The 13557-nt window shown below is 64.3% G+C and carries 9 protein-coding genes and 2 pseudogenes; 7 read left to right on the forward strand and 4 right to left on the reverse strand.

All coding sequences use genetic code 11. The annotated features are described in order from the left end of the window. The first annotated feature begins 22 nt into the window (after positions 1–22). The 3 genes and pseudogenes from AAG895_RS17465 to AAG895_RS17475 all read left to right on the forward strand — a co-directional run. On the forward strand, positions 23–1165 hold the full coding sequence (locus AAG895_RS17465) for a glycosyltransferase family 4 protein (protein ID WP_345793245.1): 1143 nt from the start codon (positions 23–25) through the stop codon (positions 1163–1165). Continuing rightward, on the forward strand, positions 1162–2064 hold the full coding sequence (locus AAG895_RS17470) for an NAD-dependent epimerase/dehydratase family protein (protein WP_345793246.1): 903 nt from the start codon (positions 1162–1164) through the stop codon (positions 2062–2064). Before AAG895_RS17465 ends, AAG895_RS17470 begins: the two co-directional genes overlap by 4 nt. A 124-nt stretch (positions 2065–2188) precedes the next feature. After that, positions 2189–2855: pseudogene (locus tag AAG895_RS17475) on the forward strand (IS630 family transposase); the annotation flags it as partial. An 8-nt stretch (positions 2856–2863) separates the two neighbouring features. Here AAG895_RS17475 and AAG895_RS17480 read toward each other — a convergent pair. Together AAG895_RS17480 and AAG895_RS17485 are read right to left on the reverse strand one after the other, a co-directional pair. Beyond that, positions 2864–4564, reverse strand: a complete 1701-nt coding sequence (locus AAG895_RS17480; protein ID WP_345791802.1) for an IS1634 family transposase — start codon at positions 4562–4564, stop codon at positions 2864–2866. Between the two features lie 159 nt (positions 4565–4723). After that, positions 4724–5590 (reverse strand): annotated as a pseudogene (locus AAG895_RS17485) (IS630 family transposase); the annotation flags it as partial. Between the two features lie 51 nt (positions 5591–5641). On the opposite strand from AAG895_RS17485, the gene AAG895_RS17490 reads away from it, so the two are divergent. The 4 genes from AAG895_RS17490 (at position 5642) to vapC (ending at position 8741) form a co-directional block, all read left to right on the forward strand. Further along, positions 5642–6193, forward strand: coding sequence for a sugar transferase (locus AAG895_RS17490; protein ID WP_345793247.1), 552 nt, complete (start codon positions 5642–5644; stop codon positions 6191–6193). Positions 6194–6209: 16 nt separating this feature from the next. Beyond that, the gene (locus AAG895_RS17495) at positions 6210–8045 is read left to right on the forward strand and encodes a nucleoside-diphosphate sugar epimerase/dehydratase (protein ID WP_345793248.1); all 1836 of its coding nucleotides are present in this window, start codon (positions 6210–6212) and stop codon (positions 8043–8045) included. A gap of 61 nt (positions 8046–8106) precedes the next feature. Further along, the gene (gene vapB, locus AAG895_RS17500; protein WP_345793249.1) at positions 8107–8340 is read left to right on the forward strand and encodes a type II toxin-antitoxin system VapB family antitoxin; all 234 of its coding nucleotides are present in this window, start codon (positions 8107–8109) and stop codon (positions 8338–8340) included. Next, the gene (gene vapC, locus AAG895_RS17505) at positions 8340–8741 is read left to right on the forward strand and encodes a tRNA(fMet)-specific endonuclease VapC (protein ID WP_345793250.1); all 402 of its coding nucleotides are present in this window, start codon (positions 8340–8342) and stop codon (positions 8739–8741) included. Before vapB ends, vapC begins: the two co-directional genes overlap by 1 nt. Before the next feature lie 96 nt (positions 8742–8837). Here vapC and msbA read toward each other — a convergent pair whose 3' ends face one another. After that, the gene (msbA, locus tag AAG895_RS17510; protein ID WP_345793251.1) at positions 8838–10661 is read right to left on the reverse strand and encodes a lipid A export permease/ATP-binding protein MsbA; all 1824 of its coding nucleotides are present in this window, start codon (positions 10659–10661) and stop codon (positions 8838–8840) included. Then, positions 10661–13432: a DNA polymerase I gene (gene polA / locus AAG895_RS17515; protein ID WP_345793252.1), complete on the reverse strand. Its 2772-nt coding sequence runs from the start codon at positions 13430–13432 to the stop codon at positions 10661–10663. The genes msbA and polA overlap by 1 nt, the downstream gene beginning before the upstream one ends. Between the last annotated feature and the right edge of the window lie 125 nt (positions 13433–13557).

Genomic DNA, 13557 nt, shown 5'->3' on the forward strand with positions numbered 1-13557 from the left:
GCAGCATCAGAGGGCGAACCCCATGGTCATCACGGCCGGCTTTCATCATTTGATGGACTCTCCAGGTGCGCTTCGGGGTAGCCATGACATCGAAGGCGTGCCGTATGAGTTTCTCCCAACCCCCGCGTATCAGGGCAACCGTGCCGGACGAATCCTGAACATGGCTTCGCTTGCTGCGTTGCTACCCTTTCATGCTGATCGCCTAGCACGACGATACGGTCGCCCATCGATGGTCGTGGCCTCTTCACCGCATCCGTACGTATTCGCCACCAGTCATCGTGTCGCGCGCCGCCTGGGCGCCCGTTCGGTTTTTGAAGTACGTGATTTGTGGCCTCTTAGCCTTACGGAACTCGCAGGCGTACGGCCCAGCCATCCACTCGTGCTTGTAACGGAAAGACTGGAGCGATACGCATACACACATGCAGACGCAGTCGTCTCACTGCTTCCTGAAACCTTGTCTCATATGGCCGAACGAGGGCTGGCTCCTGAACGTTGGCACTACATCCCCAACGGCGTCGACACTCATGCACCGCGGGTCGGAGGCTCGAGCGGCGAGGCTCTGACGCGAGCGCTAAGGTGGCGTGCCGACGGCCGACTGGTCGTCGTCTATGCGGGTGCATTGGGAGCGCCGAACCACGTCGAATCGTTGATTGAAGCAATTGATTTGCTACACCAACGCGGGGAACAGCGTGTCGTCGCAATTGTCGTCGGACGAGGGGAAAGAAGCTCCGCGATCGCAGCTTCAGTTGTTTCGAAGGGGCTGTCGGATCGAGTCGCCATTTTTGACCAGATCCCGAAGCGAGAGATTCCCACGCTGCTGGAAGCCTGTCAGGTTGGCTACATTTCCTTACGCCCAGAGCCGCTTTTCCGTTTTGGCGTCAGCCCGAACAAGCTGTTCGACTATATGCTGGCGCGGCTGCCCGTATTGTTTGCGATCGATGCTGGAAACAATCCAGTGGCGGAGTGCGATGCAGGATTTTCCGTTTCTCCCGGAGACATCCCCGGAATTTCAGAGGCACTCGCCAGTTTTTCAGAAATGCCAATAACTGAACGTGTGGCCATGGGTGACCGCGGGTACGAGTATGTGATCGCAAGGCACAGTTACGATGCGCTCGCTGCTCGTTACCTGGAGTTGCTCGACGTCCCCCCCAGGGAAGGCACATGAAACTCATCATTGCTGGAGCTTCCGGCTACATCGGACGTTCGTTGGTGCATCTTGCCGTCGAGCACGGTCATCAAGTCCTGATGTTATTACGGCGCAGGAGCGAGACACTGGCACCGTATGGTGAGCAAGCATCTATCGACGAAGCTAAAGACCTGATCGGCAGTTCGGCTGATGCGCTCATCAATGCGGCCGGAACAGCACATGTACGCGGAACGATCGCCGACTTCGACTTCGCCAATCGGCGGCTGCCATTGGAGCTTGCTGCTTGCGTGCTGGATGGACGGGTCGGTCGAATGATTCATCTCAGTTCGTTGGGAGTCTACGGGAACTGGAGCGCCCAACCAATTACAGAGATGTCGAAGCCATCTCCGATGACACCTTATGCCGAGTCAAAGTTGAGGGCGGACCATGAGCTCGTGGCGCGATTCAGATCCGATAAAGACCGTCTGACCGTCGTGCGGCCTCCAATGGTCTACGGTGCAGGATGCCCTGGCAACTTTGCGCGTCTCTACCGTTTAGTGACTAGTGGCATTCCTCTGCCTTTTGGTGCCGCGCATGCTCGACGATCCTTCATTTTTGTGAACAATTTGGTCGATTTCCTCCTTCAATGCAGCGAAATGAACCGCCCTAGCGGGCTATTCGTGCTTGGCGATGGCTCCGATTACAGCACATCAGAGTTGATCCGGGAGATTTCGCTGATTCTCGGAAACCGAGCGATCAATATTGCGGTACCAGTTCCGTGGCTTCATGTGCTCGAAAAAGCGCCTGGTGTGAGGCGGGCCATGGACAGTCTGACCCGCCCGATGCTCGTCGATTGGACTTCCGCTCGCAACCTGATTGGTTGGACGCCGCCGGTGCGTCCCGCTGACGCGATGACGATGGCGATTTCACCGCAGTAGGCGTTGAGCGTCTCTGTGTAAATGTACAGAGACCGACCACGACTCATTGGTAGACCTGCATCGCAAGAGTGCTGGTATTACCAACCTTCCCGTAAGTAGTGTCATGTGAGCGATAATATGCCCCATGAAATGCAAACGACCTTCCGACGGCCGCGCCCTCGATCATCACACCTTGCAGGTGATGCGGCAGCAGGCTGTCAAAGCGGTGCGTGAGGGGCAGACGGTGCAAAGCGTCGCGGCGGCGTATGGCGTGAATGAGCGCAGCGTTTTCCGGTGGCTCGCCGACTTTGCCAATGGCGGGCAGAACGCATTGCTGGCCAAGCCGATTCCGGGGCGCCCCAGCAAACTCAGCGCCGAGGAGTTGTCGTGGATCGCCAATGCCGTTTGTGACCACAACCCGCAGCAGTTCAAGTTCGAGTTCGGCTTGTGGACGCTGTCGCTGATCCGTCACCTGATCAAGCGCCAGTTCAAGAAGGAACTGTCGGTCTCCTCGGTCCACCGTCTCATGAAGATCCTGGGCTTCAGCGCCCAGAAGCCGCTCTACCAGGCGTGGCAGCAAGACCCGGTGCTGGTGCGCACGTGGGAGACGGAGACCTACCCCACGATCCGCGCCGAAGCCAAGCGGGTCGGCGCAACGATCTACTTTGGCGACGAGTCGGGTATCCGCTCGGACTACCACACCGGCACGACCTGGGCGCCGCAGGGCCAGACGCCGGTGGTGCAGGCGACGGGCCGCCCGAGTTCGACAGTTACGCTCGCAAGTGCTTGTTTTTGCTAGATCGCACTTTCAAAAATGCCACTACAACAGCGCCAACTGCTCCGGCGCCGCTGGTTTTTCTATCCCCAATGCATGAAGCACCTCGTTCTGTTCCGTGCTGAGCGTCGACACCCCCGCCACCGGCTCGCCGCCGTTCAGGCGCACGCGGTGATGCTGGATGCGCTGCAGTTGCTCGAGCGCCCGCTCGGGCGTGTAGCCCGCATTGGCCGCCTTCAGGCGACTGCGCATCACCCGGTGAAGGATCAGCGCCATGAAGCAGATCGACGCGTGCGCGCGGATCCGCTCGGGCAGGCGGTGATACACCGGGCCGATCTCGATCTCGGACTTGAGCACCTTGAAACCGCGCTCGATATCGGCGAGCGACTTGTAACGCTGAATCACGCTCTGCGCGGCGAGGCCCTCGGCGTTGGTGACCAGCAGCAGCTTGCCGTCCATCATTTCGGCAAGACGCTTCGCCTTGTCGTCGATGTGGTAGCTGAAGAGCTCCTCGCTCAGATCCACCTTGATGATGCGCGACAGGTGCGCTTCGCTGACCGCGTGGTAGAAGCGCGCCTTGGCGCCGCTGTCCGAGAGCTTGCGCCCTCGGTGCTTCACGCCTTCATCCTGCTCGGTGAGCTTGCCCGACCATTGGTCCGCCTGGCGGATCAGCGCGTCGACACGCTCATTGCGCTGCTCGGTCTTGGTTGCGGCCGTCGCGGGATCGTGCGCGACCACCAACCGAAGGTCGTTCCAGGTGTGCTCCGAGATGACCTCCTGCGTGGCGCCAGCGCACTGCGCTTCGTGGAAGGGTTCGAGCAGCTCGATGAACTCGTTGTAGCGCCGACCGGGCACGGCGACGATGAATTCGAGCGGCTTGCCGCTGGCCAAGCGCACGGCCTTCAGCGCTTCGAGATTGTCCAGGCTGAGCAGCCCCCGGTCGGCCACCAGCACCAGGCGCTGCACCGACGGGAAGCGCTCGAGCACCTGGGTGAGCGTGGGCAGCAGGGTGCGCGTCTCGGCCGTGTTGCCGTCGAACACCTCGTGGTAGATCGGCAGCCCTTCGGCGGTCTGCACCACACCCAGCATGAACTGGCGGGCAATCAGCCCCTCCTTGGCCATGCCGTACTGGCGCACGTCGCCGGCCTGCTGGCTGAGTCCTTCGCTTCGGATCGTCGTGAGGTCGTAGAAGACCACCGAGAGATCCTGATCGATCAGCGGGCGAAGCAGCCCGGCGACCACCGCATCGACCTCGTCCTGATGATCCATCAGCGCATCGAGGCTGCGCAGCAACTGCTGGTGCGTGACCGCCTTCGGCCCGAAGTCGGGCAGCGCCACCGTCTGCACCCAGCGCAGCACGCCGAGTTTGGATTCAGGGTCGCACAGGCGGTTGAGCACCATCAGCCGGATCAGCGCTTCCACGTCCGTGGTGCGGCGCGTACGGCGAAATACCCGCCGCAGCTCCGAGAAGCCCAGCGACTTCCACAGCTCGGTCAGCGCCCACACGTTACCGAGTGCCCGCGCGGACTCGAACGACACCGTGGGCGCCGGCGGCTTGGCGCCCATCGGTTCGCGACCGGTGATCTTCAGCAGGCCGTTGATGACCGCGTCGAGCGACCCATCGACCTGTTCGGCGCGGCCGAGCGTGGCGACGGTGCGCTTCTTCACTCGTCCCGCCTCGTCGCGATAGGACTCGACGAGTTGGACGTAGCGGCGGCCTCCGGAGGTGGTGAGCTTGACGTGCATGCCGCCACTTTAGCGACCTACAAAGTGCCGTCAAGTTTGGCGGTGGCTGTTACAAACGTGCCACCACAGCACTTTTGCGATCATGGCCTTCAAACCCGCGCCGGAACTGGAGTCACTTTCCGAAAAGGCGCGAAAATCGGGGTTAAGTGTCGAACCCTGGGGGTTCAGATGCGGCGAGTACGGCGGCAGGTAGAAGAGTTTGAGCTTGCCGTCCAAGCCCTCGACGTAGCTCTTGACCATCTTTGCCTTGTGGATCGGATGACCATCGACGATCAGAAACACCGGCTTCTCGGCATTGACCATCAAGCGCTTGAGGAACTCGACGAACACCTTCGCGCCAACCGAGCCTTCATGCAGCATGAATCGAAACTCGCCCTGCGTGCTGACCGCCGAGATCATGTTCAGCGAGAAGCGCCGGCCCGTCGCCTGCACCACCGGCGTCTGGCCCTGCGGCGCCCAGGTCGTGCCGGTGTGGTAGTCCGAGCGGACACCCGACTCGTCGCCAAAGTAGATCGTTGCGCCGACCCGCTTGGCTTCGGCGCGGATCGTGGGGTAGGTCTCCGTCTCCCACGTGCGCACCAGCACCGGGTCTTGCTGCCACGCCTGGTAGAGCGGCTTCTGGGCGCTGAAGCCCAGGATCTTCATGAGACGGTGGACCGAGGAGACCGACAGTTCCTTCTTGAACTGGCGCTTGATCAGGTGACGGATCAGCGACAGCGTCCACAAGCCGAACTCGAACTTGAACTGCTGCGGGTTGTGGTCACAAACGGCATTGGCGATCCACGACAACTCCTCGGCGCTGAGTTTGCTGGGGCGCCCCGGAATCGGCTTGGCCAGCAATGCGTTCTGCCCGCCATTGGCAAAGTCGGCGAGCCACCGGAAAACGCTGCGCTCATTCACGCCATACGCCGCCGCGACGCTTTGCACCGTCTGCCCCTCACGCACCGCTTTGACAGCCTGCTGCCGCATCACCTGCAAGGTGTGATGATCGAGGGCGCGGCCGTCGGAAGGTCGTTTGCATTTCATGGGGCATATTATCGCTCACATGACACTACTTACGGGAAGGTTGGTAGTTCGATGATCCGCATTCTCGATATTCTATTTTCCTCGTTGGGCCTGGCACTGGGATGGCCTCTACTGCTGCTGATCGCATTCGTTGGTAAGGTGGAGACGGGCTCGCCCATGTTTCGCCAGCAACGTGTGGGGCGCTTTCAGCAACCCTTCACGTTGATAAAGTTCCGCACAATGCGTCCCGGGACAGCATCGGTCGCCACGCACCTTGCAAGCGCCAGCGCCATCACCCCCTTCGGTCGTTTCTTGCGCCGCACGAAGCTCGACGAGTTACCTCAGCTGTGGAACGTGTTGAAGGGAGAGATGAGCCTGGTCGGGCCGCGGCCGTGCCTATTCAACCAGCACGAGCTGATCGAGGAGCGTGCGCGGCGCGGCGTCTTCGATGCGCGTCCGGGCATTACCGGCCTGGCGCAGGTTAATGATATCGACATGTCAACACCGAAGTTGCTGGCCGAGACGGATGCGCGCATGCTGCGCTCCCTGAACACGGCGGCCTATTTCCGCTACATCCTCCTGACGGTGACCGGCAAGGGGGCCGGCGACCGGATTCGTTCCTGAGACCCTCACGTTCTTCATGATCACTCGCCACGCGCGATCGACGCTCGTTTTTCTGTTCGACCTTCTGGCCGCCATCGCCGCGTGGGTTGGAGGTTTCCTGCTGCGCTTCAACTTGGAATGGCCGGCGCATTACGAGAGCAAGCTGCTGGTCGCTGGCGCGATGCTCTTGTTCGTACATGCCATCGGATGCCGGATCGCGGGTCTTTACCGCGGCATGTGGGTGTTTGCCAGCCTGCCCGACCTGAAGCGGGTCCTGAAGGCCATAGCCCTCTCCGCGCTCGCGCTGACCATTCTGATCGCACTCGACCGCGGCGCCCCCGCGCTACCGCGGTCGATGATCGTGCTTTACCCGATGCTGTTATTGATGATCATGGGCGGCGGGCGCGCGGCCTGGCGCATGTGGAAGGAGCACCGCCTGTACGGCGATTTGGTCGCGGCAGGCAAGCCGGTGATTGTGGTCGGCGCAGGCAGAGGCGGGGCCATGCTGGTCCGGGAACTCGAGCGAAACCCCGACTGGCGTGTCGTGGCGATGGTCGATGACAATCGCGATAAGTGGGGTCTTGAGCTGAATGGCCACCCCGTTGCGGGCGGCATTCACACTCTGCCGGCCGTGCTTAAGGAGTACCGCGCTAACCACGTCATTCTCGCAATGCCGTCAGCGGCGTCGGACGCCCTGAAGCATGCGACCGATCTCGCGGTACGTGCGGGTGCGCATGTGTTCACCGTGCCGGGCATCGAAGACCTCATGAACGGCAACGTGGCGATCAACGCCATGCGTCCGGTCGACATTGAGGACTTGCTGGGCCGAGACTCTGTGCACATCGACACCGCACACGTCCACCACATGATTACCGCCAAGACCGTGCTGATCACCGGCGCCGGCGGCTCGATCGGCAGCGAGCTCTGTCGCCAGCTGGCCCGCTTCGCCCCGGCGCGGCTGGTGCTGGTGGAGGCGAGCGAGTTCGCGCTGTACAACATCGAGCAGTGGTTCCGCGTGCACAAGCCCGAGACGCAGATCGAGCCGCTGGCCGGCGACGTGAAGGACGCGGCGCGGCTGGAGGAGATCTTCGCCACCTGGAAGCCGCAGCTCGTCTTCCACGCCGCCGCCTACAAGCACGTGCCGCTGATGGAAGTGGCCAACGCCTGGCAGGCGGTGCGCAACAACGTGCTCGGCACCCTGCTGGTGGCGGCGCACGCGCAGCGCTTCGGGGCCGAGCGCTTCGTGCTGATCTCCACCGACAAGGCGGTGAACCCCACCAACGTGATGGGCGCCACCAAGCGCCTGGCCGAGATGGCCTGCGAGGCACTGCACAGCTCGGGCACGGCCAGCACGCAGATCGAGATGGTGCGCTTCGGCAACGTGCTGGGCAGCACCGGCAGCGTGATCCCCAAGTTCGCCGAACAGATCGCCCGCGGCGGGCCGGTGACGGTGACGCACCCGGACATCAACCGCTACTTCATGTCCATCCCCGAGGCGGCGCAGTTGGTGCTGCAGGCCGCGGCGATGGGCCAAGGGGGCGAGGTGTTCGTGCTGGATATGGGCGAGCCGGTGAAGATCGTCGACCTCGCACGCAACATGATCCGGCTGTCGGGCTATACGGAAGACGAGATCCGCATCGAGTTCACCGGGCTGCGGCCGGGCGAGAAGCTTTACGAGGAGCTGCTGGCGGATGCGGAGGAGACGCGCGAGACGCCGCACCCCAAGCTGCGCATCGCGCGCTCGAGGCCGGTGAATGGGACGTTCCTCGAAGAGCTGGAGCAGTGGCTGGCACAGCCGGGGCCGGTGGCGGATGAAGAGGTGAGGATGGGGCTGAAGCGGTGGGTGACGGAGTATGAGCCGGCGCGGCACTAGATTAGCTCCTCCAGCAGTGGGATATACTTTTGCCGTATCCCACCTTCCCAAGGAGTGTCTCATGACCGCGAGCACCGTCTTTACCAACAACCGCAGCCAGGCCGTGCGCCTGCCAGCCGACATGCGCCTGCCCCCCGATGTGAAACGGGTGGATATCCGCGCACGTGGCGTGGAGCGAATCATCGCGCCGGTGGGCCATACCTGGGACTCCTTCTTCATCGACGGCCCCCAGGTTGCCGACGACTTCATGGAGACCCGCGCCAGCCAGGAACAGCAGGAACGCGAGGCGCTTTGATGCTGCGCTATCTGCTCGACACCAACATCGTGATCTACGTGATCAAGCGCCGGCCGCTTTCGGCGCTGGCCTTGTTCAACGAAAACGCCGGCCATATGGCGATCTCGTCGATCACCCTCGCGGAGTTGATGCACGGCGCTGAAAAGAGCAACGCGCCCACGCGCTCACTGGCCGCAGTCGAGGATTTCTGCAGCCGGCTGGAAGTGCTGCCTTACGGGCCCAAGGCCGCAATGCACTATGGGAGCATCCGCGCCAAGCTGGAATCCCGGGGCCAGACAATCGGTGTCAACGACCTGCACATCGCGGCGCACGCACGCAGCGAGGGGCTGACGCTGGTGTCCAATAATCTGCGTGAGTTTGAGCGCGTGGAAGCGCTGCAGCTGGCGAACTGGGCGATTTGAGTGTGCGGGCACCGAGCAAATGAGTTGCTGGGGTCAGGTCTTGAATCTGCTCGCGAGGCCCACGCCAAGCCAACGTTTATCAGCGAATTGACACAGTTACGAAGGATCTACCGGAGGACCGCGTGAGACATCCGGCTCCTCCCCCATCGCCTGCAGCCGCGCATACACCCCACCGCGCGCCACCAGCTCCGCATGCGTCCCCCGCTCCACGATCCGCCCCGCCTCCATCACCAGGATCTGATCCGCCTTCTCGATCGTCGATAGCCGGTGGGCGATGACGATCGTCGTCCGCCCTGCCATCAGCCGCTCGATCGCCGCCTGGATCAGCCGCTCCGACTCGGTGTCCAGCGCCGAGGTCGCCTCGTCCAGGATCAGGATCGGCGCGTTCTTCAGCAGCGCGCGCGCGATGGCCAGGCGCTGGCGCTGGCCACCGGAGAGCAGCACGCCGTTCTCGCCGATCTCGGTATCGAAGCCCTGCGGCAGGCGGTCGATGAACTCGCGGGCGTTGGCAGCCTCGGCGGCGGCGATGATCTCTTCGCGGCTGGTGCCGGCGAGTTCGCCGTAGGCGATGTTCTCGGCCACCGTGCCGTTGAACAGCGTGACCTGCTGGGTCACCAGCGCGATGTGGTGGCGCAGGTTGGCGAGCGTGTAGTCCTCGACCGCGACGCCGTCGACCAGTAGGCGGCCTTCGTCATGCTGGTAGAAGCGCGGAATGAGGTTGGCCAGCGTGGATTTGCCGCTGCCCGACTTACCGACGAGCGCGATCATCTGCCCCGGCTCGGCCTTGAAGTCGATGTCCTGCAGCGCGCGCCCTTTGGCGCCGGGATAGCCGAAGCCCAGCCCCTGGGCTTCGACGCGGCCAGCGACGCGCGCGCGCTCAACCGTGCCGGTGTCGGGCTCGGGCGCCTCGTCGAGCTGCTCGAAGATGCTGTCGGCCGCCGCGACGCCACGCTGGATGCGCGCGCTGACGCCGCCCAGCAGCTGGATCGCGCGCGGCAGGAGGCCGGCGGCGGTGATGTAGGCGACCACGTCGCCCGCGGAAGCGTCGCCGCGCACCTTGAGCACGGTGAAGAGCAGCAGGCCCATCGACGAATACACGATCAGGTGCATCAGCGCCGAGAAGGTCTCCTGCGTGCGCACCATCTTCAGCTGGCGCTTGGTGTTGTCCGTGCTGGCGGTGACGAAGCGCGAGCGCTCGTAGCCCTCGCCGCCGAAGCTGCGCACCACGCGGTAGCCCTGGATGGTCTCGGAAGCGACATGGGTAACCTCGCCCATCGAGGTCTGGATGTTCTTCGACAGGCGGCGGAACTTGCGGCTGGCGTTCGACACCAGCCAGGCGATCGCCGGCAGCACCACGAGGAGGGTCAGCGTCAGGCGCCAGTTCATCCACAGCAGATAGCTGAGCAGGGCGACGACGGTGAGGCCCTCGCGGAACAGGATCTTGACCGCGTCGGTGGCGGCATCGGTCACCATCGACACGTTGTAGGTGAGCTTGGAGACGAGGTGGCCGGAGTTGTTGGCGTCGTAGAAGCGGTTGGGCAGCACCAGGAAGCTGCCGAAGAGCTGGGTGCGCAGGTCGTGGATGAGCCCGAGCGAGACCCGCGAGATGCCGTAGTTGCCGAGGAAGGTGCCGAGGCCCTCGATCAGCGCGATGACCACGATCATCAGCGGGATGGCGAAGATGAGGTCGAGCGCGTCGAGCCAGGGCAGGCCGGTGGCGATCGGCGCGTCGGGCGCGGCAAGGCCGTCGATGAAGTACTTGAGCACGCTCGCCAGCCCGGCCTTGCAGGCGCCGGCGATCGCAAAGCCGAGGATGCTGAGCGCGAAGTAGCCGAGGAAGGGCCGCGTGTAGCCGAGCAGGCGCATGTACACCTTCATGCTGCTGGCGGCAGGCTTCTCCGCGAGCGTCGGCGCGGTCATCAGTGCGCCTCGTCCCAGTTGTCGCCGGCGCCGACTTCGACCAGCAGCGGCACCTTCAGCTCGGCCACGCCGCCCATCAGCTTCGGCAGCTGTTCGCGGATGGTGTCGAGCTCGGCCCTGGGCACTTCCAGCACCAGTTCGTCGTGCACCTGCAGCACCAGCTTCGACTCGAGGCCGGAGGAGGCCAGCCAGGCGTCGGTGGCGATCATCGCCTTCTTGATCAGGTCGGCGGCCGTGCCCTGCATCGGCGCGTTGATCGCCGCGCGCTCGGCGGCCTGGCGGCGACCGGCCTGGCTGGCGCGGATGTCGGGCAGGTAGAGGCGGCGGCCGAACACGGTCTCGACGAAGCCCTGCTCGCGCGCCTCGGCACGGGTGCGGTCCATGTACTCGGCGACGCCGGGGTAGCGGGCGAAGTAGCGGTCGATCCAGCTCTGCGCGGCGGCGCGCTCGATGCCGAGGTTCTTCGCCAGGCCGTGCGCGCTCATGCCGTAGATGAGGCCGAAGTTGATGACCTTGGCGTAGCGGCGCTGCTCGCTCGTGACCTCGGCCGGCGCCACGCCGAAGACCTCGCCGGCGGTGGCGCGATGCACGTCCTCGCCGTGGGCGAAGGCCTCGAGCAGGCGGGCGTCGTCCGACAGGTGGGCCATGATGCGGAGCTCGATCTGCGAGTAGTCAGCCGAGACGATCAGGTGGTCGCGCGGGGCGATGAAGGCGGCGCGGATGCGGCGGCCTTCGGGGGTGCGGATCGGGATGTTCTGCAGGTTGGGTTCGGAGCTCGACAGCCGGCCGGTGACCGCGGTGGCCTGCGAGAAGCTGGTGTGCACCCGGCCGGTCTTCGGATCGACCATGCGCGGCAGCTTGTCGGCGTAGGTGCTCTTCAACTTGGCGAGGCCGCGGTGCTCGAGCAGCAGCTTCGGTAAAGGGTAGTCCTCGGCGAGCTTTTCCAGCACCTCCTCGTCGGTGGAGGGCTGGCCGGTGGCGGTCTTCTTGACCACCGGCAGGCCGAGCTTGCCGAACAGGATCTCGCCGAGCTGCTTGGGCGAACCGAGGTTGAAGGGCTGGCCGGCGAGATCCTGCGCCTCGCGCTCGAGCGCGTGCAGGCGGCGGCCGAGCTCCTCGGAGTGCTGGCTGAGCAGGAAGGGGTCGATCAGCACGCCGGTACGCTCCATGCGCTGCAACACGGCGAGCACCGGCATCTCGATGTCGCGGTACAGCGCTTCGAGCTGCGGCACGGCCTCGAGCTGGGGCCACAGGTGGCGGTGCAGGCGCAGGGTGACGTCGGCGTCCTCGGCGGCGTACTCGGTGGCGCGCTCGATGGCGACCTCGTCGAAGCCGATCTGCTTGGCGCCCTTGCCGCAGACATCGGTGTAGGTGATGGTCGTGAGGCCGAGGTGGCGCTTGGCGAGCGAGTCCATGTCGTGCGGGCGGTCGGACTCCAGCACGTAGGACTCGAGCAGCGTGTCGTGCGCGATGCCGGCGAGCCGGATGCCATGGTTGGCGAGCACGTGGGCGTCGTACTTGAGGTTCTGGCCGAGCTTGGCATGCTTGTCGGACTCCAGCCAGGGCTTGAGCCTCTCCAGCACCTCGCTCAAGGGCAACTGCGCCGGCGCGTCCGGATTGCGGTGCGCCAGCGGCAGGTAGGCCGCCTCGCCCGGTTCGACCGAGAACGACATCCCCACCAGCTTCGCCGCCATCGGGTCGAGGCTGGTCGTTTCGGTGTCGAAGGCGGTGAGCGCGGCGGCGGAGATCTTCTCCAGCCAGTCGTCGAAGCTGGGCCAGTCGAGGATGGTCACATACACCGGATCAATGGGGTCAGACCCCTTTGATCCTGATCCGGCGATCAATGGGGTCTGACCCCATTGATCGCCCTGGCCGTCGAAGCGCCGCGTCTCGGCCGCAGCCTTGGATGCGGCCACGCTCTCCGCGCCGCCATCCAGATCCTTCAGCCACGAGTTGAACTCGAAGCGCTCGTACAGCGCGCGCAGCGCCGCCTTGTCGTCGTCGCGCGCCGGCAGTTCGTCCAGCCCCACCGGCAGCTCGACGTCGGTCGCCACCGTCACCAGCTTGCGGCCCAGCGGCAGGAAATCCAGATGCCGGCGCAGGTTCTCGCCCACCTTTCCGCCCACCTTGTCGGCATTGGCGACCAGGTTGTCGAGCGTGCCGTATTCGGTGAGCCACTTCACCGCGGTCTTGGGCCCGCACTTCTCCACGCCCGGCACGTTGTCCACCGTGTCGCCGACCAGCGCCAGGTAGTCGACGATGCGCTCGGGCGGCACGCCGAACTTGGCCTCGACGCCGGCCTCGTCGAGTACCTCCTCGTTCATCGTGTTGACCCACCTCACACCCGGGCGCACGAGCTGCGTGAGGTCCTTGTCGCCGGTCGAGATCACCACCTCCCAGCCACGCTCGAGCGCCTGGCGGGTGAGCGTGCCGATGACGTCGTCAGCCTCCACGCCCTCGACCGACAGCAGCGGCCAGCCTTCGGCCACCACCGCCTCGTGCAGCGGCGCGATCTGCGCGCGCAGGTCGTCGGGCATCGGCGGGCGGTGCGACTTGTATTCGGGATACCAGTCGTCGCGGAAGGTCTTGCCCTTGGCGTCGAAGACGCAGGCGCGAAATTCTGCCTTGTAGTCGCTTTCCAGCCGCCTTAGCATCGACAGCACCCCCCGGATCGCGCCCGTCGGCTCGCCGTGCGAGTTGCGCAGGTCGGGCAGCGCATGGAAGGCGCGATAGAGATAGCTGGAGCCGTCGACGAGCAGCAGGGTGGGCATCTTCTGGAACATCCTTGCGGGAAACCGGGCGGGCTGCGGCACGATCCAACGAGTCATCGGATCAATGGGGTCTGACCCCATTGATCCGATGACCATCGATTCTGGCGCCGGCCTAGAACACAGAC

The organism is Thauera sp. JM12B12 (assembly GCF_039614725.1).
GTDB lineage: Bacteria > Pseudomonadota > Gammaproteobacteria > Burkholderiales > Rhodocyclaceae > Thauera.

Excerpts from the sequence above, each read along its gene's own strand:
- AAG895_RS17470 (WP_345793246.1), top strand. The coding sequence starts at position 1,162 with ATGAAACTCATCATTGCTGGAGCTTCCGGCTACATCGGACGTTCGTTG.
- vapB (WP_345793249.1), top strand. The coding sequence starts at position 8,107 with ATGACCGCGAGCACCGTCTTTACCAACAACCGCAGCCAGGCCGTGCGC.
- AAG895_RS17495 (WP_345793248.1), top strand. The coding sequence starts at position 6,210 with ATGATCACTCGCCACGCGCGATCGACGCTCGTTTTTCTGTTCGACCTT.
- msbA (WP_345793251.1), bottom strand. The coding sequence starts at position 10,661 with ATGACCGCGCCGACGCTCGCGGAGAAGCCTGCCGCCAGCAGCATGAAG.
- AAG895_RS17480 (WP_345791802.1), bottom strand. The coding sequence starts at position 4,564 with ATGCACGTCAAGCTCACCACCTCCGGAGGCCGCCGCTACGTCCAACTC.
- polA (WP_345793252.1), bottom strand. The coding sequence starts at position 13,432 with ATGCCCACCCTGCTGCTCGTCGACGGCTCCAGCTATCTCTATCGCGCC.
- vapC (WP_345793250.1), top strand. The coding sequence starts at position 8,340 with ATGCTGCGCTATCTGCTCGACACCAACATCGTGATCTACGTGATCAAG.
- AAG895_RS17490 (WP_345793247.1), top strand. The coding sequence starts at position 5,642 with ATGATCCGCATTCTCGATATTCTATTTTCCTCGTTGGGCCTGGCACTG.
- AAG895_RS17465 (WP_345793245.1), top strand. The coding sequence starts at position 23 with ATGGTCATCACGGCCGGCTTTCATCATTTGATGGACTCTCCAGGTGCG.